Origin of the sequence: Arthrobacter sp. Soil736, from assembly GCF_001428005.1 — a bacterium.
Taxonomy (GTDB): Bacteria; Actinomycetota; Actinomycetes; order Actinomycetales; family Micrococcaceae; genus Arthrobacter.
This window is the reverse complement of record NZ_LMSB01000013.1, coordinates 87,243-110,720: the sequence shown is the minus strand read 5'-3', so window position 1 is coordinate 110,720 and position 23,478 is coordinate 87,243. Positions and strand designations below refer to the sequence as shown.

Annotated in this window: 20 protein-coding genes, 1 tRNA gene and 2 pseudogenes; 8 read left to right on the top strand and 15 right to left on the bottom strand. The window is 66.8% G+C overall.

The annotated features are described in order from the left end of the window. Positions 1-65: 65 nt before the first annotated feature. From ASG92_RS10585 to ASG92_RS10530, 12 genes are all read right to left on the bottom strand, one after another. The gene (locus ASG92_RS10585) at positions 66-1,583 is read right to left on the bottom strand and encodes a CoA-acylating methylmalonate-semialdehyde dehydrogenase (protein WP_056627672.1); all 1,518 of its coding nucleotides are present in this window, start codon (positions 1,581-1,583) and stop codon (positions 66-68) included. Positions 1,584-1,631: 48 nt separating this feature from the next. After that, the gene (iolD, locus tag ASG92_RS10580; RefSeq protein WP_200951943.1) at positions 1,632-3,581 is read right to left on the bottom strand and encodes a 3D-(3,5/4)-trihydroxycyclohexane-1,2-dione acylhydrolase (decyclizing); all 1,950 of its coding nucleotides are present in this window, start codon (positions 3,579-3,581) and stop codon (positions 1,632-1,634) included. A gap of 3 nt (positions 3,582-3,584) precedes the next feature. After that, positions 3,585-4,448: a deoxyribose-phosphate aldolase gene (locus ASG92_RS10575; RefSeq protein ID WP_157372177.1), complete on the bottom strand. Its 864-nt coding sequence runs from the start codon at positions 4,446-4,448 to the stop codon at positions 3,585-3,587. Between the two features lie 98 nt (positions 4,449-4,546). After that, positions 4,547-5,563 carry a 5-dehydro-2-deoxygluconokinase gene (iolC, locus tag ASG92_RS10570; RefSeq protein WP_056627666.1) on the bottom strand — a complete coding sequence of 339 codons (1,017 nt, stop codon included), beginning with the start codon at positions 5,561-5,563 and terminating at the stop codon, positions 4,547-4,549. Between the two features lie 232 nt (positions 5,564-5,795). Then, positions 5,796-6,200 carry a tautomerase family protein gene (locus ASG92_RS10565; protein WP_056627664.1) on the bottom strand — a complete coding sequence of 135 codons (405 nt, stop codon included), beginning with the start codon at positions 6,198-6,200 and terminating at the stop codon, positions 5,796-5,798. A gap of 183 nt (positions 6,201-6,383) precedes the next feature. After that, positions 6,384-6,857: an SRPBCC family protein gene (locus ASG92_RS10560; protein WP_056627662.1), complete on the bottom strand. Its 474-nt coding sequence runs from the start codon at positions 6,855-6,857 to the stop codon at positions 6,384-6,386. Next, the gene (locus tag ASG92_RS10555) at positions 6,841-7,224 is read right to left on the bottom strand and encodes a metalloregulator ArsR/SmtB family transcription factor (RefSeq protein ID WP_056627659.1); all 384 of its coding nucleotides are present in this window, start codon (positions 7,222-7,224) and stop codon (positions 6,841-6,843) included. Before ASG92_RS10555 ends, ASG92_RS10560 begins: the two co-directional genes overlap by 17 nt. Before the next feature lie 278 nt (positions 7,225-7,502). Next, a complete protein-coding gene (gene sucD / locus ASG92_RS10550; protein ID WP_056627657.1) occupies positions 7,503-8,405 on the bottom strand; it encodes a succinate--CoA ligase subunit alpha in 903 nt (300 codons plus the stop codon). A gap of 30 nt (positions 8,406-8,435) precedes the next feature. Then, entirely contained in the window at positions 8,436-9,605 is a 1,170-nt protein-coding gene (sucC, locus tag ASG92_RS10545; RefSeq protein WP_056627654.1) for an ADP-forming succinate--CoA ligase subunit beta, read from the bottom strand. A 222-nt stretch (positions 9,606-9,827) separates the two neighbouring features. Then, positions 9,828-10,538: a hypothetical protein gene (locus ASG92_RS10540; protein WP_056627651.1), complete on the bottom strand. Its 711-nt coding sequence runs from the start codon at positions 10,536-10,538 to the stop codon at positions 9,828-9,830. A 2-nt stretch (positions 10,539-10,540) separates the two neighbouring features. Continuing rightward, entirely contained in the window at positions 10,541-13,096 is a 2,556-nt protein-coding gene (pcrA, locus tag ASG92_RS10535; protein WP_056627649.1) for a DNA helicase PcrA, read from the bottom strand. An 89-nt stretch (positions 13,097-13,185) separates the two neighbouring features. Then, positions 13,186-14,034: an inositol monophosphatase family protein gene (locus ASG92_RS10530; protein WP_082579438.1), complete on the bottom strand. Its 849-nt coding sequence runs from the start codon at positions 14,032-14,034 to the stop codon at positions 13,186-13,188. A gap of 74 nt (positions 14,035-14,108) precedes the next feature. Here ASG92_RS10530 and ASG92_RS10525 point away from each other — a divergent pair, with 74 nt between their 5' ends. After that, entirely contained in the window at positions 14,109-14,744 is a 636-nt protein-coding gene (locus tag ASG92_RS10525) for a hypothetical protein (RefSeq protein ID WP_056627646.1), read from the top strand. 16 nt (positions 14,745-14,760) lie between these two features. Here the strand turns inward: ASG92_RS10525 and ASG92_RS10520 are convergent, their stop codons facing one another. Beyond that, a complete protein-coding gene (locus ASG92_RS10520) occupies positions 14,761-15,546 on the bottom strand; it encodes a DUF998 domain-containing protein (protein WP_056627645.1) in 786 nt (261 codons plus the stop codon). Between the two features lie 85 nt (positions 15,547-15,631). On the opposite strand from ASG92_RS10520, the gene ASG92_RS10515 reads away from it, so the two are divergent. From ASG92_RS10515 to ASG92_RS10505, 3 genes are all read left to right on the top strand, one after another. Further along, positions 15,632-15,704: transfer RNA gene (locus ASG92_RS10515), tRNA-Arg, on the top strand. 1 nt (position 15,705) lies between these two features. Beyond that, positions 15,706-16,263, top strand: coding sequence for a DUF6314 family protein (locus ASG92_RS10510; RefSeq protein WP_240987084.1), 558 nt, complete (start codon positions 15,706-15,708; stop codon positions 16,261-16,263). Beyond that, on the top strand, positions 16,260-16,679 hold the full coding sequence (locus ASG92_RS10505) for an NUDIX domain-containing protein (protein WP_056627642.1): 420 nt from the start codon (positions 16,260-16,262) through the stop codon (positions 16,677-16,679). The genes ASG92_RS10510 and ASG92_RS10505 overlap by 4 nt, the downstream gene beginning before the upstream one ends. Positions 16,680-16,742: 63 nt before the next feature. On the opposite strand, the gene ASG92_RS10500 is transcribed toward ASG92_RS10505, so the two are convergent. Continuing rightward, complete coding sequence (locus ASG92_RS10500) at positions 16,743-18,686, bottom strand: ABC transporter ATP-binding protein (RefSeq protein WP_056627639.1); 1,944 nt, start codon at positions 18,684-18,686, stop codon at positions 16,743-16,745. Continuing rightward, positions 18,683-20,347 carry an ABC-F family ATP-binding cassette domain-containing protein gene (locus ASG92_RS10495; RefSeq protein ID WP_056627638.1) on the bottom strand — a complete coding sequence of 555 codons (1,665 nt, stop codon included), beginning with the start codon at positions 20,345-20,347 and terminating at the stop codon, positions 18,683-18,685. The genes ASG92_RS10500 and ASG92_RS10495 overlap by 4 nt, the downstream gene beginning before the upstream one ends. 195 nt (positions 20,348-20,542) lie before the next feature. On the opposite strand from ASG92_RS10495, the pseudogene ASG92_RS10490 reads away from it, so the two are divergent. The 4 genes and pseudogenes from ASG92_RS10490 (at position 20,543) to ASG92_RS10475 (ending at position 23,392) form a co-directional block, all read left to right on the top strand. Next, a pseudogene (locus tag ASG92_RS10490) lies at positions 20,543-21,194 on the top strand (hypothetical protein). Then, on the top strand, positions 21,191-21,934 hold the full coding sequence (locus tag ASG92_RS10485; RefSeq protein WP_056627635.1) for a hypothetical protein: 744 nt from the start codon (positions 21,191-21,193) through the stop codon (positions 21,932-21,934). Before ASG92_RS10490 ends, ASG92_RS10485 begins: the two are co-directional and overlap by 4 nt. Before the next feature lie 36 nt (positions 21,935-21,970). Then, a pseudogene (locus ASG92_RS10480) lies at positions 21,971-22,664 on the top strand (hypothetical protein). Next, entirely contained in the window at positions 22,661-23,392 is a 732-nt protein-coding gene (locus ASG92_RS10475; RefSeq protein ID WP_056627632.1) for a hypothetical protein, read from the top strand. The pseudogene ASG92_RS10480 and the gene ASG92_RS10475 overlap by 4 nt, the downstream one beginning before the upstream one ends. Positions 23,393-23,478: the final 86 nt, after the last annotated feature.

The window sequence follows — 23,478 nt, the reverse complement described above, 5'->3', positions numbered from 1 at the left end:
CCGCAGGTGCCGTTCTGGACGCTCAAAACGGCGGTTGCGGAGCAATCGATCATGGTTGTTGGGTTCTAGTTGGACGGGAAGTTGTAGGAGGCACCGGAGGCGTGGGTGGGCTCGGGCCAGCGTGACGTGACGACTTTGCCGCGGGTGTAGAAGGAAACGCCTTCGGGGCCGTAGATGTGCTTGTCGCCGAAGAGCGATGCCTTCCAGCCCCCGAAGGAGTGGTAGGCAACCGGTACGGGCAGCGGCACGTTGATGCCGATCATGCCCACGGTCACCGAGCGCTGGAATTTGCGGGCGTTGGCGCCGGAGGAGGTGAAGATGGCGGTGCCGTTGCCGTAGGGGTTGGAGTTGATGAGCTTGATGCCGGCGTCGAGGTCATCGACGCGGACCACCACGAGGACCGGTCCGAAGATCTCCTCGGTGTAGGCGGTCATTTCGGTCTTGACGTGGTCCAGGACGGTCGGGCCGACCCAGAAGCCTTCTTCGTGGCCGGGGACCACGAGGTCGCGGCCGTCCACCACCATGGCGGCGCCGGCGGCTTCGGCTTCGGTGACGATCCTGACGATGCGTTCCTTGGACGCCGGGGTGATGACCGGGCCCATTTCGGCGCCGGGGGCGGTGCCGTTGTTGACCTTGACGGCGAGGGCGCGCTCCTCGACCTTCTTGACCAGCAGTTCGGCGGCGTCGCCGACGGCGACGGCGACGGAGATGGCCATGCAGCGTTCGCCGGCGGAGCCGAAGGCGGCGGCGGCGAGGTGGTCGGCGGCGTTGTCGAGGTCGGCGTCGGGCATCACGATGGCGTGGTTCTTGGCCCCGCCGAGTGCCTGGACGCGCTTGCCGTGCTTGGTGGCGGTCTCGTGGACGTACTGGGCGATCGGGGTGGAGCCGACGAACGAGATGCCGTCCACGTCCGGGTGGGTCAGGAGGCCGTCCACGGTTTCCTTGTCGCCGTGCAGGACCTGGAAGACGCCGTCGGGCAGGCCGGCCTGCTTCCAGAGCTTGGCCAGCAGCATCGAGGCGGAGGGGTCGCGCTCGGAGGGCTTGAGGATGAAGGCGTTGCCGGTGGCGATGGCCATCGGCGCCATCCACAGCGGCACCATCACGGGGAAGTTGAACGGGGTGATGCCGGCGACGACGCCGAGCGGCTCGCGGAAGGAGAAGACGTCGATGCCGGTGGAGACCTGGTCCGAGTAGTCGCCCTTGAGCAGCTGCGGGATGCCGCAGGCGAACTCCACGACCTCGAGGCCGCGGCCGATCTCGCCCTTGGCGTCAGAGAGGACCTTGCCGTGCTCGGCGGTGATCAGTTCGGCGAGCTCGTCCACGTGGGACGCGACGAGTTCGCGGAACTTGAAGAGCACGGCGGTGCGCTTGGCCAGGGAGATGTCGCCCCAGCTGTCGGCGGCGGCCCGGGCCGCCGCCACGGTGGCATCCAGGTCCGCGCGGTTGGCCAGCCGCAGCTCTGCGGACACCGCGCCGGTGGCGGGGTTGTAGACGGGCTGGGTGCGCGTGCCTTCGCCGGCGGTCTCGGCGCCGTTGATGAAGTGGTTGATCGTGGTGGTGCTTTGGTCAGTAATGGCAGTCATGGGACTCTTCCTTGAGTGGTCGAAGGGTGCTGTTGTTCGCTAAGGGGTTCAGCCCAGCAGCTTGCGCTGGCGGTTCTTGTGGTCGGTGTAGGTCTCGAAGGCCTGCTGGGTGGAGTCGAGGTCGGAAACCTGGGAGACGGGCACGTCCCACCAGGATTCGGAGCTGGGGGCGTCCAGCAGCGGATCCGATTCGAGGTGGATCAGGATGGGGCCGCCGCGTTCCGGGGCTGCCTTGGCGTCGCGGATGGCCTGCTCCAGTTCGGCGATGACCTTCTCCCCCGGTTCGATCCGGATCACCTTCACGCCGAGGCTTTCGGCGTTCAGGGCCAGGTCCACCGGGAGGGTTTCGCCTTCGTCGAAGCTGTGCTGCTCCTCGTTCAGGGCCCGGTACTGGGTGCCGAAACGCTGCGAACCGAGCATTTCGGAGAGGGATCCGATGGAGGCGTAGCCGTGGTTCTGGATCAGGACCACGATCAGCTTGATGCGTTCGGCGACGGCGGTGACCAGCTCGGTGTGCATCATCAGGTAGGAGCCGTCCCCCACCATCACGACGACGTCGCGCTGCTCACCACCGCGGGCCGCCTCGGCCAGCGCCGCACGCTTCACGCCGAGCCCGCCGGGGATTTCGTAGCCCATGCAGGAGTAGGCGTATTCGACGTGGTAGCCGAACGGGTCACGGACGCGCCACATCTTGTGCAGGTCGCCCGGGAGCGAGCCTGCGGCACAGATGACGACGTCCCGGGCGTCCATGGCCCGGCTCGTGGCGCCGATGATTTCGTTCTGGGCCGGCAGCGGCGTGAACCGGGTGTCGAACGCCTCGTCCACCGTCGCGTCCCAGCGCTTCTTCTCCGCGGCGACCTGCTGTTCCAGGTCGGCACCGACGCGGTAGCCGCCGAGGGCCTGGTTCAGCTTGACCAGGGCCTTGCGGGCGTCGGCCACAATCGGCAGCGAGGTGCCGTGCTTGTACGCATCGATGGGTGCCACGTTGATGTTGATGAACTTGACGTCCGGGTTCTGGAACGCGGTCCGCGAGGCGGTGGTGAAGTCCTCGTAGCGGGTGCCGATCCCGATGATCAGGTCCGCTTCGGCAGCGATGGCGTTGGCCGCCGTCGTGCCCGTGGAGCCGATGGCTCCGAGCGAGAATTTGTGGTCCCACGGCAGGACGCCGACGCCGGCCTGGGTGTTGCCCACCGGGATGCCGGTGAGCTCCACGAACCTGGCCAGTTCATCGTTGGCGTAGGCGTAGAGGACGCCGCCGCCAGCGATGATGAGCGGGCGTTTCGCTGCGCGGATGGCCTCGGCGGCGCGGCGGATGTCGTCGTCGTCCGCGTCGGGGCGGCGGATGCGCCACTCGCGTTCGGCCAGGAACTCCTCGGGCACGTCGAAGGCCTCGGCCTGGACATCCTGCGGCAGCGAGATGGTCACTGCGCCGGTCTCGGCCGGATCCGTGAGGACGCGCAGGCCGTGGTGGAACGCGGAGAACAGCTGCTCCGGGCGGGAGACCCGGTCGAAGAACTTGGACAGCGGACGGAACGCGTCATTGACCGTAATGTCGTACGCGTAGGGCTGCTCAAGCTGCTGCAGGACCGGGTCCGCGGCGCGGGTGGCAAACGTGTCGCTGGGCAGCAGCAGCACCGGCAGGCGGTTGGTGGTGGCCAGTGCCGCACCGGTCAGGAGGTTGGAGGAGCCGGGCCCGATCGAGGTGCTGATCGCGAACGTCTGGCGGCGCCGGGTGTGGCGGGCGTAGCCCACGGCCTGGTGCGCCTGCGCCTGTTCGTTGCGGCCCTGGTAGTAGGGCATGATCGTGGGGTCGGCGGCCTGGTACTGCTTCAGCGCCTGGCCGACGCCGGCCACATTGCCGTGGCCGAAGATCCCGAACGTGCCCGGGATGAGGCGTTCCCGGTAGTCTTCGCTGCCGATGCGGTCAACCGTGTACTGCTTGGAGAGGTATTCAACCACGGCCTGGGCCACGGTCATTCGGCGGGTTCCTGTTCCCATCGTTTACTCCGATACTTCTGTGGTGTGCTTGAGGAGGGAGGCAGCCGCGGCGACGGCGCCGGCAACGTCGCCGTCCTGCGGGTACAGCAGGGTCCGTCCGACGGTGAGTCCCTGCACGCCGGGAAGCGCGAGGGCGGCTTCCCAGGTGGCGAAGACCTCGTCCTGGGTTCCCTCAGGGTCCCCGCCCAGCAGCACGGTGGGCATGGTGGTGGCGGCCATGACGCGTTCCATGTCGGGCACCACGGGCAGCTTCATCCAGGTGTAGGCGCTCGTGGAGCCCAGTCCTTCGGCGATGGCGATGGACTTGATCACGGCATCCGTGGAGAGGTCATTGCGGACCCGGCCGTTCTCGCGGACCGAGAGGAACGGTTCCACCATGGCGATGAGCTTGCGTTCGGCAAGCGAATCGATGGCCTTGGCCGTCGCTTCCAGCATGGACACGGTGTCCGGATCGCCGAGGCAGATGCGCGTCAGCATCTTCCCGCCATCGGCACCCAGTGCCTCCAGCGCTGCTGCGGTGTGGCCGGTGAAGCGGTCATCGAATTCGTTCACCAGGCCCGAGAGTCCGCCGCGGTTCATCGAACCGAAAATCAGCTTGCCTTCGAGCGCACCGAGCAACAGCAGGTCGTCCATGATGTCCGGCGAGGCGAGCACGCCGTCCACGTCCGGATTGGCCAGCGCAATCTGCAGGCGGTCCAGCAGCTGCCGGCGGTCCGCCATGGCCACGGGATCGTTGCCGACGGCGAGGGCGCCGCGGGCGGGGTGGTCGGCGGCGACGATGAAGTTCTGCCGGCCGTACTTCAGGCCGGGGTGGCGGCGCCGCGCCTTCGCTGCCCGGGCGACGGCGTCCGGGTCTTCGAGGCGGATGGTACTGAGGTGCTCATAGCGGCGGGGATCATCGTCCCCGTCCGCGGTGAATGGTGCGGAGTTCGGGGAACCCGGGTTTGTCCGGGAGACGTTGAGGGTCACAGTGCTGCTCCTTCGGTGGCAAGCCCGTTAGGGATTCGATTGCCGGGAACCAGGCGGCCGCGTTCGGCCAGCAGAGAGGTGACCTCTTCCGGCGTCGGCATGGCGTCGGCGCAGGACAGGCGGGACGCGACGATCGCGCCGGCGGCATTTGCGTAATCCAGGACTTGGGCGAGGGGCCAGCCGGACAGCAGTCCGTGGCAGAAGGCTCCGCCGAAGGAATCACCAGCGCCCAGGCCGTTTACCGTCTCCACCGGAACCGGGGCGGACACCACACGTTCGGTGCGGGTCTTGGCCATCACACCCTCGGGGCCCAGCTTGACGACCGCGATTTCGACGCCGGCGGCCAGGAGCCGGTCTGCCTGCTCGTCCGGGGTTCCCTCTCCCACTGCCACGGCACATTCCTTGTCGTTGCCGATGGCCACCGTGACATGCGGCAAGATCTTGGCGACCTGTGCCCTGGCTTCTTCTTCCGACGCCCAAAACATGGGGCGGTAGTCCAGGTCAAGGATGGTGTACTGGCCTTCTTTCAGGCCGGCGTGCGGGCGGGCTTCGTGGGCCTTGATGTGTGCTTCGCGGCTCGGCTCCTGGCACAGGCCGGTGACGGTGGACCAGAAGATCCGTGCGTCCCGGATGGCTTCCAGATCCAGCTCTTCGGCCTTGATCTGCAGGTCCGGCGCCGTGGGGAAACGTCCGTAGAAGTAGAGCGGGAAGTCTTCCGGCGGCTTGATGGCGCAGAACGTGACCGCGGTGGGCCATTCCTTCACCGGCGTAACGAAAGTATCGTCCACGTTGAACTTGTGCAGTTCACGGTGCAGGTATTTGCCGAAGGCGTCATCGCCGGTGCGGGTGATCACTCCGGTCCGGCGGCCGTGCCGGGCGCCTGCCACAGCCACGTTGGAAGGTGATCCACCAAGGTATTTTCCGAAGGACGTGACGTCCTCCAGATCCACCCCGATGTCGTTCGGGTAGATATCAACGCTGATGCGCCCGATCGTGAGCAGTTCGTGGGTCACGGTGATCGTGGACCTTTCTGTTTGAACTCTGTACCTCTAAGCAGCCGAAAGGCCAGGGCTACGGTGCCTCGCGGCCCCCGTGAGCGGGACCACATCCACTACTTTGCCCTAGAATTCATGTCCTGTCAAAGGTTTGTACTGACATATTTACAACTTGCATCCGTGCGGTTGGAAGACTAATTAGACCGCTCTACCGGCCCAGACCACCAGCCTGCGCCACGCCCGCGGGAGGCTACTTTTTGGGCACCGCAAGCTCGCCCGTGACGTACTGCGCGCGGCCAAAGCCAAACGACCAGTCGCCGGCCGTATTTTCCACATAGCCGATGAAGACGTTCTCGCCGGCAACGCCGAGTTGCCCGAGCCGGTCCGCCACGGCCGCGAAGAGTGACTGCTTGGCCTCCTGGCTGCGGCCGCCCTGCGTGAAGATCTGGATCATGACCACGTCGGCCGTGCGCTCGAAGCCCAGGCCAGCGTCCTGGGCAACAATCTGCCCGGCGGGATGCTCGGTCAGGATATGGAAGTAGTCGCGCTCGGGAATGCCGTATTCGGCCAGGATGGCGTCGTGAATGCCGCGGCTTAGACTGCCCAGCTCTTCCGGACTGCGGCCTGCATTGACGTCGATTCGAACCAGTGGCATGTTCCGCTCCTTTGATAGTTTGTCCTGACATGCTATCAAACATACATGTGCAGCGTACAGGCCTGCCGGGGCCGCCGGTTTTGGAGCCGTTCTGAAAGGGCGAACGACGCCGGGCGGTCACCTTCACGGAGAAGGTGACCGCCCGACGTCGTACTTTTTGGAATTATGGCCGGCGCGCCGGAGTCATTTGGCGAGCAGCTCGTCCAGCCGTTCGTAGCCCTCGGTCATGCCGCCTTCCATGCCGGACTGGGCCATGCCGTCGCGGGCTTCCATGCTGGGGTAGACGGAATGCCCCCTTATCTTGGAACGTCCGCCGCCCAGGTCCTCGAAGGTCATGAATTCGATGCTGACGATGTCCGGGTAGCCGCTGAATTCGAAGGTCTGGATGGCGAAGTCGTTCTCGCGGACAGTGTGGAAGATGCCGCTGAATGCATAGGTCACGCCGTCCGGACCGGTGTGGTTGTAGAGGTAGGTGCCGCCGGAGCGGAAGTCATAGTGGTCGATGTCGATATTCGTGTTCCGCGGGCCCAGCCACTGGGTGATCAGCTCCGGCTCCTTGTGGGCTCGGAAGACATCCGCGACCGGGAAATCGAATTCCCGCTCAAAATCGATGAACGGGACGCCGTCGGGGACGGTGAGTTTAAGCGCGTTGCTCATTGTCGGTCCTTTTCACTGCCGCCGCCGGGGCGGCGTTGGAGCGGAGTACGGCATCGAGGCTGCGGTACTGCGCCTCGCGGACCAGCCGGTACTGGTCGATCCACGCGGTGAGCGCTTCGAGCCGTGCGGGATTCAGGTGGACGGGCCGGCGCTGGGCGTCGCGGCTGCGCGTGACCAGCTGTGCCTGCTCGAGGACCTGGATGTGCTTCGAGACCGCCTGCTTGGTGATCGCGAAGGGTTCAGCCAGTTCATTGACGGTGGCGGGCCCCCGGCTGAGCCGGGAGATGAGGCGGCGCCGGACCGGATCGGAAAGCGCCAGGAAGGCCGCGTTCAGAAGGTCGTCGTCGTTGCCCGTGTCCACTGTCATTGCCCCGGAGTCGTTCTCGTGTGCTGAAATCAACTTGCTGTAATCAACGTACTGTAATCAACCTGTATGTTGATCAACCAATCGGTTGTTAACCAGCGTAGACCCGTGCCGGATTCCGCGCAAGGGGTAGCCCAACTAGCTCGCAGTTGTGGTCGTTTTGAGCGTCCAAAACGACACCTATTGCGAGCCAGTTGGGTTAAACAAAGAACGCGGGGTCACTCTGAACCCAATCCGGGGTGGATTGGGCCGGGAGTGACCCCGCGTTGCTTTGAGGGAGCCTAGAGGGCTGCGTAAACTTCGCGCAGCAGCGTGGCGGTCTCGGACGGCGTCTTGCCGACCTTCACGCCTGCAGCCTCAAGGGCTTCCTTCTTGGCCTGTGCGGTACCGGCGGAACCGGAGACGATGGCGCCGGCGTGGCCCATGGTCTTGCCTTCCGGCGCGGTGAAGCCTGCCACGTAGCCGACAACCGGCTTGGTGACGTTGGCCTTGATGAAGTCGGCAGCACGCTCTTCGGCGTCGCCGCCGATTTCGCCGATCATCACGATCGCCTTGGTTTCCGGGTCGGCTTCGAAGGCAGCCAGGGCGTCGATGTGCGTGGTGCCGATGACGGGGTCGCCGCCGATGCCGATGGCGGTGGAGAAGCCCAGATCGCGCAGTTCGTACATCATCTGGTAGGTCAGGGTGCCGGACTTGGAGACCAGTCCGATGGGGCCCTTGCCCGTGATGTTGGCCGGGGTGATGCCGACGAGGGCCTCGCCGGGGGTGATGATGCCGGGGCAGTTCGGTCCGATGATGCGCGTGACCTGGTTGCCGTCAGCATCCACCTTGGACTGGGCCAGCGCCCAGAATTCGGCGGAGTCCTGGACCGGGACGCCTTCGGTGATGACGACGACCAGGCCGATGCCTGCCTCGATGGCTTCAACCACGGCGTTCTTGGTGAAGGCCGGGGGTACGAAGACGATGGAGACGTCGGCGCCGGTCTCGGCGATGGCTTCCTTGACGGTGCCGAAGACGGTGATTTCCTTGTCGCCGTGCAGGACGGTGCTGCCGGCCTTGCGGGCGTTGACGCCACCCACGATGTTGGTGCCGGCCTTGAGCATGAGGGCGGTGTGCTTGGTGCCTTCGCCGCCCGTGATGCCCTGGACGATGACCTTGGAGTCCTTGTTCAGATAAATAGACATGTTTTCTTTCCTAGATCTCGACAGGCTCGATCAGCGGGCTGCGTTGGCGAGCTCGGCGGCCTTGTCGGCGCCCTCGTCCATGGTGGCGGCCAGGGTGACCAGAGGGTGGTTGGCCTCGGCCAGGATGCGGCGGCCCTCTTCGACGTTGTTGCCGTCGAGGCGGACAACCAGCGGCTTGTTGGCGGAGTGGCCCAGTTCGGCCAGTGCGCCCACGATGCCCTTGGCCACGGCGTCACAGGCGGTGATGCCGCCGAAGACGTTCACGAACACGGCCTTGACCTGCTCGTCGCCCAGGATGACATCCAAGCCGGCTGCCATGACCTCGGCGGACGCTCCGCCGCCGATGTCCAGGAAGTTTGCCGGCTTGACGTTGCCGTGCTTTTCGCCGGCGTAGGCGACGACGTCAAGGGTGGACATGACGAGGCCGGCGCCGTTGCCGATGATGCCAACTTCGCCGTCGAGCTTGACGTAGTTGAGGTCCTGCGCCTTGGCCTTGGCCTCGAGCGGATCGGCAGCGTCCTTGTCTTCCAGGAGCGCGTGCTTGGCGTGGCGGAAGTCAGCGTTCTCGTCCAGGGTCACCTTGCCGTCGAGGGCAACGATGTCGCCCGCGCCGGTCTTCACCAGCGGGTTGACCTCCACGAGGGTTGCGTCTTCCTTCTTGAAGACGTCCCAGAGCTTGAGGATGACGGCGGCGACTTTGCCGCGCAGTTCCTCAGCGAAGCCGGCTTCGGCGACGATTTCGTCGGCCTTGGCCTGGTCGATGCCCACGGCGGGGTCGATGGCAACCTTGGCCAGCGCCTCGGGGCGTTCGACGGCGAGCTGCTCGATTTCCATGCCGCCTTCAACCGAGCACATGGCCAGGTAGTTGCGGTTGGCCCGGTCCAGCAGGACGGAGAAGTAGAATTCCTCGGCAATATCGGCACCCTGGGCGATCATCACCTTGTTAACGGTGTGGCCCTTGATGTCCATGCCCAGGATGTTGGTGGAGTGCTCCAGAGCCTCATCGGCGGTCTTGGCGACCTTAACGCCGCCGGCCTTGCCTCGGCCACCGACCTTAACCTGTGCCTTGACGACAGTTACGCCGCCGATCTTCTCGGCAGCTGCCTTTGCTTCTTCAGGGGTGTGCGCCACGATGCCAGCAAGCACGGGTACACCGTGCGCCTCGAACATATCGCGCGCCTGATATTCAAACAGGTCCACGGTTTAGTGTCCTTCTACGTCGAAGTAGTTTCTGTACAGCCGGACCCCACGTAATCGTGGTTACCGGGCTGCGGAATAAACGCACCCTGCGACAGGTTCAAACGTGCCACACGGCGCAATGCTCCTCTCGGAACTCTAGTCCTTTCTGCGGACCGGCCCGTTCCAGACTACCTGTTATGTGAGTAAGGACACTATTCTATGGAGCGTAGAAAAACCGCATGATTACGGGGTTTTTGGGGCCTTGGAGGGCGTGGTGGAGGCCTTTTTGCCGCCCCCGGAGATGAGTTCGTAATGATCGCGGCTGACGAAGAACGCGGTGCCCCCGGAGACGTTCCCGCAGGCCACCCCGGCGTCGTACGCGGAGCACCTCAGGCCGTTGCGTTCCAGGTTTCCGCCCTCGGGAAGAACCGGCAGCTGCGAGATCGGACCGGCGCGTGACCCCTGGGGCCCGTATTCGGATTCCATTTGTGTGACACCGGACCGGCACTCGCCGTATCCGGCCCGGTCAGGCGTCAGCAGGGCGGTTCCGCCCAGGTAGCCCAGGCCGGTCCCCGAGCAGTCGTCCTTGATGTCCGCGGTTTGGGGCGCGGGGTAGACCGCGAGCTCGCAGTGCGCTGCGGGAACCGTGGCCAGTTTCCGGTTGGCGGCGTCGCCGAAGTTGTTCTGCTCATAGGGCAGGTTGACGTGCGGCCCGCGCACTGAGGTCAGCGAGCAGACCACGTTCCGGTCCGCCGTGACGAAGGCCAGGACGTCCTCCCCCGCGGAGAATGCGCGGGCATCGGACAGCGGGGCCTGCTTCAGCTGATCGAGGGCAGGCAGCGGTGGCGGGGCGGTGTACTCGGGATCCGGCACGGTGACGGTGCAGCCGGTGACGGCCAGCAAGCCGACGGCCGCAACCGCGGCCGCCCAACGGACGGCCAATCGAACCGCCACGGTCAGGCGTCGAGTTTGGTGAGCGGCGCGTAGCGCAGCAGCAGCCGCTTCTCGCCGATGTCGAACTTCACCTTCGCCACGGTTTTGTCCCCCGCCCCCTCGACCGCCAGCACCGTTCCGTTGCCGAAACTGGTGTGGTTGACTTTGTCCCCTACGCTGACCGCGACGATTTCCTTCTGCGGCTGGACGCGGTTCTTTGCGACGGCGGCCGGAACGTCCGCGTTGAAGCCCGCCGAGGAATCGGCCGCGGCACCGCGCGACGTCCCGGCTCCCCAGAATGATCCGCCGTACCGGGTCGAGCCGATCGGCGCCCCGCTCCCCCAGCCGCCCGTCTGCCGGCTGGTGCCCTCTCGCTTCCATTCGACAAGTTCGGACGGGATTTCTTCGAGGAACTGGCTGGCCGGGTTGTACTGGCTCTGGCCCCACATGCTCCGGACTTCCGAGCGGGTCACATACAGCCGCTTCCGGGCACGGGTCAGGCCCACATAAGCCAGCCGTCGCTCCTCCGCGAGCTCCTTGGGATCCGTGGCCGAACGCTGGTGCGGGAAGAGGCCGTGCTCCATGCCGGTCAGGAACACCACGGGGAACTCGAGCCCCTTGGCCGTGTGCAGGGTCATGAGCGTGACCACGCCCAGCCGCTTGGCCTCGGCCACCGCGGCATCGATGTCGGCTCCCGGGGCATCCGGGATCTGGTCGGCGTCAGCCACCAGGGAGACCTGTTCCAGGAAGGCGCCGAGGGAGCCCTCCGGATTTTCCTGTTCGTATTCGCGCACGACGGCGACTAGTTCCGCGAGGTTTTCCACCCGGGACTCGTCCTGGGGATCGGTGCTGGACCGCAGCCCTGCCAGGTACCCGGTCTGTTCCAGCACTGCCTCGAGCGCCGCGGCGGCGCCGGAACCGGCCGCGACCTCGGCGAGGTCCTCCAGGAGCTTCACGAAGCCGAGCACGGCGTTGACGGAACGGGTGGCCATGCCGGGCGCCTGGTCGGCGCGGCGGGCGGCCGCCATGAAGGAGCTCCGCTCCCGTTCGGCGAGGGCTGCAACGGCGCCTTCGGCGCGGTCGCCGATCCCGCGCTTGGGTTCGTTGAGGACCCGGCGGAGGTTGACGTCGTCGTCGGGGTTGACCAGGACCCGGAGGTACGCGAGGGCGTCCTTGATTTCCTTGCGCTCGTAGAACCTGGTGCCGCCCACCACCTTGTAGGGCAGGCCGACGCGCACGAGGACGTCCTCGATGGACCGCGACTGGGCGTTGGTGCGGTAGAAGATGGCGACGTCCCCGGGGCGGAGGTTGTCCTCGTCCTGCAGCCGGTCGATCTCCTTGGCGATGAACTGGGCTTCGTCGTGTTCGTTTTCGCCCACGTAGCCGATGATCTTGTGGCCCTCGCCCTCCGCCGTCCACAGCCGCTTCTCGGGCCGGTTCGGGTTGCGCGAGATGACGGAGTTGGCAGCGCTCAGGATGTTCTGGGTGGAGCGGTAGTTCTGTTCGAGCTTGATGGTGCGGGCATCGGGGTAGTCGTTCTCGAACTCCACGATGTTGCGGATGTCGGCCCCGCGGAAGGCGTAGATGGATTGATCGGAATCGCCCACGACAGTGAGCTCGGCCGCTCCCGGTCCCTCGCCCACGATTTCCCGGACCAGCGCGTACTGCGCATGGTTGGTGTCCTGGTATTCGTCCACCAGCACGTGCCGGAAGCGGCGCCGGTAGGAATCCGCCAGCGCCGGGAACGCCCTGAACATGTAGACGGTCTCCGCGATGAGGTCATCGAAGTCCATGGCGTTGGCCTGGCGGAGCCGCTGGGTGTAGCCCTTGAAGACGTCGGCCACGGCCTGCTCGAAGGGATCATTGTGGTTGGCCGAGGACGAATAGGCATCCGCGTCAATCAGTTCGTTCTTGAGCGCCGAGATCTTGTGCTGGATGGCCTTGGGCGCGAACTTCTTGGGGTCAAGGTCCAGGTTCTTGGCCACGAGCGTGATGAGCCTGAGGGAATCGGCGGAGTCGTAGATGGAGAAGTTGGACTTCAGCCCCACGTTGGCGGCTTCGCGCCGCAGGATCCGCACGCACGACGAGTGGAACGTGGAAATCCACATGGTCTTGGCCCGGCCGCCCACGAGTGCCTCGATGCGCTCCCGCATTTCGGCGGCAGCCTTGTTGGTGAAAGTGATGGCCAGGATCTCACCGTGGTGGGCGCGCCTGGTGGCAATCAGGTAGGCGATCCGGTTACTGAGTACGCGAGTCTTGCCTGAGCCCGCGCCGGCCACGATCAGCAGCGCGCTGCCGGCGTGTTTGACGGCCTCTTCCTGCTGGGGATTCAGGCCCTCAAGCAGCGCGGCGGCGTCCGGCAGCTGCGGCCGGGCAGCCCAGTCACCGGGCTGGCCCCCACCTGCCTGGCCCGCACCGGGACCGCCGGCCGGACCCGGTGCATGGTCCTCCCGGCCGGGTCCGCCGCCGCCGAATTCGACGGGCGCCTGCCCGGATTCCGGGCGCGACTTGGTGAGGGCGGCTGCGCGGGAGCCTGCCTTGAACGGACCGTCAGCGTACGGGTCAAACAACATATCCATGGTGACTACAAGTCTAGGCGGTGGGGCTGACACTGCAGTCCGCCCTGTGGATGACGCCCCTGCGCTACCCCTGGAGACCGCGCAGCGGGCTAGTCCACGGACCCTGACTCAAGGGCCGCACGCAGCTGGTGCACCGCCGTCGCGCCCCCTGCCATGAACCACTCCAGCCCGTTCACGTAAACGCTTCCGGCGGCGCCGCCGGCGGCGACGACAATCGCCTTCCCGGGCAGCCAGTCCCATTCCGGGCAGCTGTGCTGGAACCAGCAGCCAAGTTCACCGTCCGCCACGCGCCCGAGGTCGCAGGAGCCGGACCCGAACATGCGCAGCGTGGCGGCCGAGCTGGCGGCGGCATGCCAGGGCATGGCGCACATCGGATCCGCCAGCCAGCGGGGGTGGATGTAGGTGGCGGCACCGATCTGCGAAAGCTCGTCGGCGCCGCGGTTGGCCCCGTCCGGTGCGAACGTGGTGACGGGATCGCCGTTGAGCGTGGCGGCCCGGCCCGTGCCGCCGAGCCACAGCTTGTCTTCCTCGGGCTGGAAGATGGCGCCCAGCAGCACGTCGGATTCGTCCTTGAGGGCAATCGCGGAGCACCAGTAGGTGGAACCGTGGAGGAAGTTGTAGGTTCCGTCCACGGGATCGATGACCCAGGTCCGGCCGCTGCTGCCGTGGACAGCGGCGCCTTCCTCGCCGAGGACGCCGTCGTCCGGCCTGCAGCGGCGCAGCTGTTCCAGCACGTACGCCTCGGCGGCATGGTCAGCGGCGGTGACGACGTCGGAGACGGACGTTTTGCGCTTGGCGTCGAGGCCCCCCTGCCGCATCATCAGGGCCAGCATTCCCGCCTCGCGGACCAGCGCGGACGCCAGCTCAAAATCGTCGAGCTCGGGGCTCAGGTTGGCGGCGCTGTGTTTACCCAGTTTGTGTCTTCCTAGTTCGGTCACGGTCCCCAGCCTATCGGCGCGACTGCCCTCAGGGCGATGCCCGCCGTCGATTCCCGCCGGGCGATAATGGACGCATGGCCAAGACACCTGCACAGCGGATCAAGAAGCACGGCGCAAAGGCCGCTGTTCCCCAGCACCATCTGCCTCCGGTGATCAACCCCACCACGGCCCGCACCCCGGAAAAGGCCCAGAACAACGGCAGCCTGATAGTCATAGCCGGCGTCGTGGCCAGCCTGTTCCTGTTCTGGTACGTCCACCTGCTCACGCTGAACCAGCTCACCCAGCTTTCCGGCGGCCTGCCCATGCCCGATTCCCTCATCGGCGGCTTCGATGCCGGCTACGTCGAGCAGCTCCGCCGGGCCATGGACGGCGACGCCCGCGGCCAGCTCAGCTACATCCACAAGACTGCCGGCACCCTGTTCCCGCTGATCTTCGGTTTCACGTGGCTGCTTCTGATCGGCACGAACGTGGCGAAAAAAGCCCTCCGCTGGGCGCTGTGGGGCGTGCCGCTGCTGTTCGTCGTAGTCCGGCTCTGGGGCAATGTGGCCGTTGACTCCATGGTGGCTGCTGTCGACCTCGACCCCGGGCCGGTGGCCCTGGCCTCCGGCCTCACGGTTGCCGGCTGGGTGCTGCTGGTGCTGAGCCTGGTGATCGGCGGCGTGTCCGTATTCCTGGGGCGCCGGGCGCGGAAGCAGCCGGCGCCGGCCTAGGCACGGCCACGAAGGTTTAGGCAGGGCTGCCTTCGGCAGGCGCCGCCCGCAGGGCCTTGCGCACCACGCGCTCCTGCCGGACGCGCTGGGCGATCACCAGGCCCGCGGCGGCCAGGCCGATGGTGATGGGGTAGCCAATGAGGCGTTCCAGGGCGCCCGGTTCCGGGACGTCCAGTCCAGTGGCGCCCGCCGTGACGAGCGCCACCGTGGACGCCCCTCCCGCGGCCAGGATGAACCATCCCAGCGGCGTCTGGCGCAGCCACACGCCGCCCAGCAGCAGAAGCGCGAGGGCTCCTGCGATGAAATAGACGACCGCTCCGGCGTAATGCCAGCCCGAGCCCACATCCTCCGGGACCAGCCCCACGGTAACCGTTCCGGCACCGGCAGCCCCGGTGAGGAACCGCGCGGCCACCGCCGCCAGCCACGGCACCTCTCCGGCGTGGGTGACCGCAACCCGCACGCCCGGCCTCGCGGCGATCCGCAACAGTGCGGAGCTCAGGAGAATCGCGCCCAGCAGCATCCCCAGGCCCTGGACAACGAACGACGCGTTCATGAGGAGGTGCAGGGGCGAGCAGACGTTGCGTCCGTCAAAAACACCGCAGTTGACGGCGCCCAGATCGCTGATGAGGCCGGTCCGCCGGCTGTACCGCTCAGGGCCGGCCCACGCCCCGATCACGGCAGCTTCCGCCACGAAATACTGGACCACGCTGAGGACCGCCCACGCGCCGATGTACTGCCGGGTCGAGGCGGTGTCAGGCAGGAATGTGCCCCGGACGGACGGGGCTTGAGCTGCGGCGGCCATGCCAAGAGCGTAGTACGCGCCGTCACCTTGTATGCTTGTAATCGTGTTCGAACGGGCCGGCTAATACCGGCGGCGCCGGACGCCCGCCCTCGTAGCTCAGTGGATAGAGCACGGCTCTCCTAAAGCCGGTGTCGTTGGTTCGATTCCAATCGAGGGCACTTGAATGCGCGGCTCAGCTCCGGTCTCCGCGGCTATCTGCTGGGCCCGTCGCTGCCGGAGGCCGCCCGTGGGGGCCGCTGGTCCGTGCAGCGGACCATGGTGGACCGTGCGGCCGGCACCCGCGGAACCTTTTCCGGCGTCGTCACCTTTTCGGAAACGGACGACGACGGCGTGCTGAGCTTCCACGAGGAAGGCACCGTGCGCTGGCCTTCTGCGGAGGGTGAAACCTTCACCGGCCCGGCCACCCGCGACTACGTGCTCAGGCCCACGGACTCCCCCGACGCCATGGACATGGAGTTTCCCGACGGCCGGCCGTTCCACCGGATGAGTTTCTCCGCGGACGCCAGCCAGGACCGGCACTGGTGCGACCCCGACACCTACCGCGTCACGTATTCGCTCGCGGGCCCCGACCAGTTCAGCTACGCCTGGGACGTCACCGGGCCCCGCAAGGACCTGCTGCTGGAATCCGTGCTGCGGCGCCTTCCCGCGGCGGCTGTCCCGCAAGAGCGGCCGGACACGGAGCGGCCGGACACGGAGCAGCTAGGCTCGAACCCGTGAATCCGCGCATCATCGTCTCCGCCGTCTGCGTCTATGACCCCGCCGGCCGCCTCCTGACCGTCCGCAAACGCGGCACTGACAAGTTCATGCACCCCGGCGGCAAGCCGGAACCGGGCGAGACCGCGGTGCAAGCGGCCGCCCGGGAACTCGAGGAGGAAGTGGGGATCGTCGTGGATCCGCGTGAGCTGACGCTCATGGGCGTATGGCTGGCCGAAGCCGCCAACGAGGCCGCCACGGAAATCGAGGCGACCGTCTTCACGGCACCGGGGACTTGGGTGGCCCATCCCTCGGCCGAGATCGCGGAGATCCGCTGGCTGGACCTGGACGCGGACCTGCCCGCCGACCTCGCCCCGCTGCTCACGGACCACATCCTTCCGGCGCTGGCAGCATGCGGGGCAGCGCACATCGAGACGTGAGATCCCGGCGCTTTGATCTGATCTAAATGCCGAAAGCTCACGCCTCGGTGCGGCTGAAAAGGATTAAAGCTCCGGGACGGCTTCCTCGGCCACGGCGGTTGCCTCGGCAAACTGCGTCCGGTACAGCTCGGCGTAGCGCCCGTCCGCGGCAAGAAGCTCGGTGTGCGTGCCGCGCTCCACGATCGAGCCGTCCTCCACCACCAGGATCACGTCCGCGGCGCGGATCGTGGACAGCCGGTGGGCAATCACGACGGCGGTGCGCCCCTCGAGCGCTGCGCCCAGCGCCGCCTGGACGGCCGCTTCGTTCGTGGAGTCCAGCGCCGCAGTGGCTTCGTCGAGTATGACCACGCGCGGCTGGGCGATGAGCAGCCGGGCGATGGTGAGCCTCTGGCGTTCGCCGCCGGAAAGCCGGTAGCCGCGCTCCCCCACCACGGTGTCCAGGCCGTCCGGCAGCGAGCGGATCATGTATTCGAGCCGGGCCTGGCGCAGCACGTCCCACATGTCCTCTTCGGTGGCCTCGGGACGGGCCAGCCGCAGGTTGGAGGCGATCGATTCGTGGAAGAGGTGCCCGTCCTGCGTGACCATGCCGAGGGTGTCCCGCATGGAGTCGAACGTGAGGTCGCGGACGTCCAGGCCCCGGCCGGACCCCATGCCACCGGAAGCCGGGCCGCCGGAAACCGGGCCGCCGAGTCGCACTGCGCCGGAGTCGACGTCGTACAGCCGCGAGAGCAACTGGGCGATGGTGGACTTGCCCGCACCGGACGAGCCCACGAGGGCGACGGTCTGGCCCGGTTCCACCCGGAAGCTGATGCCGTGCAGCACCTCCTCGCCGCCGCGGGTGTCCAGCGTGGCCACCTCCTCCAGCGAGGCAAGGGAGACCTTGTCCGCGGACGGGTAGGCGAACCTGACGTCGTCGAACTCCACGGCGACAGGGCCGGGCGGGACCTCCACGGCGTCCGGCTTTTCCTGGATGAGGGGTTCGAGGTCGAGGATCTCAAACACCCGTTCGAAGCTGACCAGGGCGCTCATGATCTCCACCCGGGCGTTGGAGAGCGCGGTGAGCGGCGCGTAGAGGCGGGTGAGCAGCAGCGCCAGCACCACGACGTCGCCGGGCGCGAGCTGGCCCGCGATGGCCAGCCAGCCGCCGAGGCCGTAGACGAGCGCCAGCGCCAGCGCCGAAACCAGCGTCAGCGCCGTCACGAAGGTGAATTGCAGCATCGCCGTCCGGACCCCGATGTCCCGGACACGGCCGGCCCGCACCGCGAACTCGCGGGATTCCTCGTCGGGGCGGCCGAAAAGCTTCACCAGTGTGGCGCCGGGTGCCGAAAAGCGCTCGGTCATCTGGGTGCCCATGGCGGCGTTGTGCTCGGCGGCCTCGCGGCGAAGGTCGGCCAGCCGCGAGCCCATCCTCCGGGCGGGAATGAGGAAGATCGGCAGCAGGACCATGGCCAGCACGGTGACCAGCCACGACGTGTTGAGCATGACCACGAGGGTCAGCACGAGGGCCACGACGTTGCTGACTACGCCGGACAGGGTGCCGGCAAACGCCGACTGCGCGCCGATGACGTCGTTGTTGAGCCGGCTGACGAGCGCCCCGGTGCGGGTCCGGGTGAAGAAGGCAATCGGCATTTTCTGCACATGGTCGAAGACCCTGGTGCGGAGGTCCACGATGACGCCCTCGCCGATGGTGGAGGACAGCCACCGGCTCACCATGCCGAGCGCGGCCTCGGCCACGGCAACTCCGGCGATGAGCGCGGCGAGGCGGATCACCTCGCCAGCGCCCGACCGGGCAACGATGGCGTTGACCACCTGGCCGGCCAGCACCGGTGTTGCCACGGCAAGGAAGGCCATGGCGATGGACACGGTAACGAATGCGATCAGCTTGCCGCGGTGCGGCCTGGCAAAGCCGAGGACCCGCTTCAGCGTCTCCTTGGAAAACGGCTTGGAGCCGCTCTTGGCCCGGGTGATGTTGTACAGCGAGCGCCAGGCCACGCCATCCATGCTCATTGTTTCTGCTCCATCTTGCCTGTCATGAGTTCGGTGACAACGCCGTCGTCCACATTCCAGCGCACGTCGAGCCGGACGTTTTCCAGCAGCCGCCGGTCGTGTGTCACCAGCAGCAGGGCGCCCTCATAGCTTTCCAGCGCTTCCTCCAGCTGTTCGATCGCCGGCAGATCCAGGTGGTTGGTGGGTTCGTCCAGCACCAGGAGGTTCACGCCGCGGGCCTGCAGGAGGGCAAGGGCAGCGCGGGTGCGCTCACCGGGCGACAGCGAGTCCACGGTGCGGGCGGTGTGGTCCGCCTTGAGTCCGAACTTGGCCAGCAGGGTGCGGACCTCCGCTGATGTCTGATCCGCCAGCACGGCCTCCACCGCATCCGCGAGTTTCAGGTGGCCGGCCAGCAGCCCCCGGGCCTGGTCGATCTCGCCGACGGCCACGGACGCTCCCCGGGACGCATCCCCGGAATCAGGTTCCTGCACGCCCAGCAGCAGCCGGAGCAGCGTCGACTTGCCGGCCCCGTTGGGCCCGGTGATGCCGATCCGCTCGCCGGCGTTGAGCTGCAGGTTCACCGGCCCCAGGGTGAAGCTCCCCTGCCGGACGACGGCGTCGCGGAGCGTCGCCACCACGGAACTGGACCGCGGGGCCTGGCCGATGCTGAACTGCAGCTGCCACTCCTTGCGGGGCTCCTCCACGACGTCCAGTTGGGCAATGCGTGATTCCATCTGCCGCACCTTCTGCGCCTGCTTTTCCGACGATTCGGAGCTGGCAGCGCGGCGGATCTTGTCGTTGTCCGGGTTTTTCTTCATTGCGTTCCGGACGCCCTGGGAGCTCCACTCACGCTGGGTCCTCGCCCGGGACACCAGGTCCGCCTTGGTGGCGGCGAATTCGTCATAGCGTTCGCGGGCGTGCCGGCGGGCGACGGCGCGTTCCTCCAGGAAGGCCTCGTAGCCGCCGTCGTATACGGCCACGGAATTCTGGGCGAGGTCCAATTCCACGATGGTGGTCACGCAGCGGGCCAGGAACTCGCGGTCGTGCGAGACCAGCACCGCGCCGCCGCGGAGACCCTGGACGAAGGCTTCCAGCCTGGCCAGCCCGTCCAGGTCAAGGTCGTTGGTGGGTTCATCCAGCAGCACGATGTCGAAGCGGCTCAGCAGCAGGGCCGCCAGCGCAACACGCGCCGCCTGGCCGCCGGAGAGCCCGGTCATTTCAGCATCCGGGCCGACGTCCATGCCCAGATCGGCCAGGACCGGCGGTATGCGTTCGTCCAGGTCCGCGGCGCCGGAGGCCATCCAGCGGTCAAACGCGAGGGAATAGGCGTCGTCGGCGCCGGGGGCGCCCGCGCCCAGTGCCTCGGCGGCGGCTTCCATCTCCTGGGTTGCCTGGGCGGAGCCGGTGCGCCGGGCGATGTACCCGGCGATGGTTTCGCCGGCCATCCGCTCGTGCTCCTGCGGAAGCCAGCCCACGAAGGCATCGGCCGGGGCCAGGCTGACACTGCCCTGCTGCGGCTGGTCCACGCCGGCCAACAGCCGGAGCAGCGTGGATTTGCCGGCACCGTTGGCGCCGACCACGCCAACAACGTCCCCGGGGGCAACCGTGAGGGAGAGCTTGGAGAAAAGGGTGCGGTGATCATGACCGCCCGAAAGTTCTTTGGCAACAAGGGTTGCAGTCATTAGTCCATCCTCTCACTGCTGCCCGTATTGGCCAGAAAATTCCGGCGGGCATGAAAGAACCCGCTGGTCCGGACTTGGGGGGTGTACGGACCAACGGGTTCGACCATCTAGCATAGTTGATGCTGCGGGCTGCGTAAAATCGACGTTGTCCGCCGCCGACACAGTGTCACCCCTTCGTTCAGCAGAGAGCGTTCCATGCCACTCCCCGCCAAGGCGTTCCAGCGCTGGCTGCACGGCATTGCGCCGGACACCAGCACGGCCGATGTCTGCCGGTTGTCGGGGGTCAAGCGCACCACCTTGGCGCAGCAGCTTGTCCGGGGCAAGGTGGCCGAGGCAACCGTTGTGAGCATCAGCCGGGCCTTCGACGTAAACCCTGTCACTTCCTTGGCCTACTTTGAGACCTATCGCGACCTCGCCGGCCCCCAAATCCCGCCCACGCCGCAGGAGCTGGTGAGCCAGATTGCCACCGTGGACCTCCTGCGCGTGGTCATTGCCCGCTCCGCGCCGGCCGCGGAGCGGCCCGCGCCACCGCGTCTCCGCCGCCACCGGCATCGCCCCGCAGAACTACTCGGCACAGCTGACCGCAAACCGGATGGCGCCCGAGGTGGCCATCGCCACCTCCCGCGCCGCCGGCGTCGGACTCACCGGAGGCCTCGTGGCCACCGGCCTCGTCACAGAAGCCGAAGCCGGCTGGACACCCGGCGCCCGACAGGCAGCCCTCGATATGCTGTCGGACAGCGACCTGACAGTTTTGGCGGGAGACCGCCTCCAGGCGCTCGGGAAAACCCTGCGGCGCCAGGAACACGACCATCAACAAACCGAAAAGATCTGGGAGAACCTGGGATGATTGAGATCCTGCAGTGGACCACCCTGATCGTCTGCGCGGCTGCGGCGCTGTCCCGGGTCCCGACTCTGGTGCGCAAGAAGAACAGGTCGCTGTTTTACGTTCTTGCGCTGATGACCCTGGCCATCCTCCTGAGTATCAACGGCCCCTATCTGCTAATTGACGGCCTGCTGGGGGGCACGAACCTGGCCAACCTGCTCCTGCGCTTCATCATCTTCGGGGCGATCTACTTCCTGGGCATCCGGATCGCGAACGGCTTCGGAGACCAGCGCGGGCTCCGGCTCATTAGGGGTCATGCCGGCTCCGCAATCCTGGCGCTGATTTCGGTGGCCCTGCTGGTTCTGTTCGCCTTCATGGATACCGGGGGATCGTCAGCAGGGATGATGGCCGTCTACGCCAAGGATGAACGGAACAGAGCCCTGGTGGAATATTACGGGGCTGCCGGCCGGGCCTACCCGGCCTATGTCTGCCTTGCGCTCCTGCCGGCCATGCTGCGCGCGGTGCGCAGCACCCTGCCGGCCCTCCTCCGGATCAGCGCGCTGCTGCTGGCCATCGGCGGGATAGCCGTCACCCTCAGCCTGTTCTTCCCGGCAATTCCACCCGCACTGGGCTACCTGACGTTCATCATCAACTACACCGCCATCCTGTGCTTCGTGTTCGGCCTGGCGCTGGTCTGGGTGGCCAAGGTCCGGGCGGGCAGGAAGACCAGGGACAGCACGCGGCGGCCCGTGGCCCACCGCTAAGTTCAAGCCAATCATCGGTTCCGCAGAGAGCGTCCCATGCCCCTCCCCGCCAAAGCCTTCCAACGCTGGCTGCACGGCATTGCGCCGGACACCAGCACGGCCGATGTCTGCCGGTTGTCGGGGGTAAAGCGCACCACCTTGGCCCAGCAGCTGGTCCGGGGCAAGGTGGCCGAGGCAACCGTTGTGAGCATCAGCCGTGCTTTCAACGTCAACCCGGTGGCGGCGCTGGCCTATTTCGAGATCTACACCAGCCTCGGGGACCAGCCGGTCCCGCCCACGCCGCGGGAGCTGGTCAGCCAGATTTCCACCGTGGACCTCCTGCGCGCGGTGATCGCCCGTTCCGGGACCGGTCCGGCCCCGGACGGCTCCGAAGCACCGCAGCCCGGACCGCTGGCGCTCGGCCCGGCGCCACCGCGTCTCCGCCGCCACCGGCATCGCCCCGCAGAACTACTCGGCACAGCTGACCGCAAACCGGATGGCGCCCGAGGTGGCCATCGCCACCTCACGCGCCGCCGGCGTCGGACTCACCGGAGGCCTCGTGGCCACCGGCCTCGTCACGGAAGCCGAAGCCGGCTGGACACCCGGCGCCCGCCAGGCAGCCCTCGATATGCTGTCGGACGGCGACCTGACAGTTTTGGCGGGAGACCGCCTCCAGGCGATGGGAAAGACCCTGCGGCGCCAGGAACAGGACCAGGAACAATCGGAAATGATCCTGGAGAACCTCGGATGAGAGAGATCCTGCAGTGGACCACCCTGATCGTCTGCGCGGCTGCCACGCTCGCCCGGATTCCCAGCGCCCTGCGCGGCACCAACCGGTCCCTGTTCTTCATCTTTCTCCTTGCCACCGCGGCCGGTGTCCTGAGCCTGGACGTGTTCTACCTCCCGATAGACCGGGCTCTTGGCGGCATCAACATCGCCAGCCTCCTGTTGCGGCTCATCGTTTTCGCCGCGATTTACCTGGTGGCTTTCCGTGTGAGCAGGGCATTTGGCGCCAGGGACGCTTACGCCCTGATTTCCGGGCGCATCGGGCTCGGCGTGCTCGGGCTATTTTCCGCGGCCTTGGTGACGCTGTTCCTGCTGATGGACATTTCAGCTTCATCTCCGGGATTGGCGGACGCCAGCAGCAGGAGTCCGCGAAATGCCGCTCTGCTGCCCTATTACTGGGCCACGGCCCGGGGTTACCCGATGTACGTTTCGCTTGCCCTGCTGCCTTCACTGGTCCGCACGCTCGGGAGCAGGCTGCCCCCGCTCGTCCGTGCGGGAGCAGGCCTCATGGCGGCGGGAGCTGTTGCTACGACTGCGGGATTCCTGCTTGATTTTGCGGCTCCCGCCGTCTCTCTTGAGCGCCTGGTGGTCAATAACAGTGCCGTGTTGTTCTTCGCGTCGGGACTGGTAATGGTGTGGCTTGCCCGGGTCCGGGCACAACGGATGGGCGGGACTCGGAACGTCATGTACTGAAGGGTAGCAACGCGGGATTCACAAAATCATTAGACCGTGAGAGAATCATGAATGTGTGAAAGCAGTTGCTGCCTGGCCCCGCCGAT

Coding starts and splice junctions, on each gene's coding strand:
- ASG92_RS10565 (WP_056627664.1), bottom strand. CDS start 6,200: ATGCCACTGGTTCGAATCGACGTCAATGCAGGCCGCAGTCCGGAAGAG.
- pcrA (WP_056627649.1), bottom strand. CDS start 13,096: ATGGATATGTTGTTTGACCCGTACGCTGACGGTCCGTTCAAGGCAGGC.
- ASG92_RS10500 (WP_056627639.1), bottom strand. CDS start 18,686: ATGAGCATGGATGGCGTGGCCTGGCGCTCGCTGTACAACATCACCCGG.
- iolD (WP_200951943.1), bottom strand. CDS start 3,581: ATGGGAACAGGAACCCGCCGAATGACCGTGGCCCAGGCCGTGGTTGAA.
- ASG92_RS10475 (WP_056627632.1), top strand. CDS start 22,661: ATGAGAGAGATCCTGCAGTGGACCACCCTGATCGTCTGCGCGGCTGCC.
- ASG92_RS10520 (WP_056627645.1), bottom strand. CDS start 15,546: ATGGCCGCCGCAGCTCAAGCCCCGTCCGTCCGGGGCACATTCCTGCCT.
- ASG92_RS10525 (WP_056627646.1), top strand. CDS start 14,109: ATGGCCAAGACACCTGCACAGCGGATCAAGAAGCACGGCGCAAAGGCC.
- ASG92_RS10555 (WP_056627659.1), bottom strand. CDS start 7,224: ATGACAGTGGACACGGGCAACGACGACGACCTTCTGAACGCGGCCTTC.
- ASG92_RS10495 (WP_056627638.1), bottom strand. CDS start 20,347: ATGACTGCAACCCTTGTTGCCAAAGAACTTTCGGGCGGTCATGATCAC.
- ASG92_RS10485 (WP_056627635.1), top strand. CDS start 21,191: ATGATTGAGATCCTGCAGTGGACCACCCTGATCGTCTGCGCGGCTGCG.
- ASG92_RS10585 (WP_056627672.1), bottom strand. CDS start 1,583: ATGACTGCCATTACTGACCAAAGCACCACCACGATCAACCACTTCATC.
- ASG92_RS10560 (WP_056627662.1), bottom strand. CDS start 6,857: ATGAGCAACGCGCTTAAACTCACCGTCCCCGACGGCGTCCCGTTCATC.
- sucD (WP_056627657.1), bottom strand. CDS start 8,405: ATGTCTATTTATCTGAACAAGGACTCCAAGGTCATCGTCCAGGGCATC.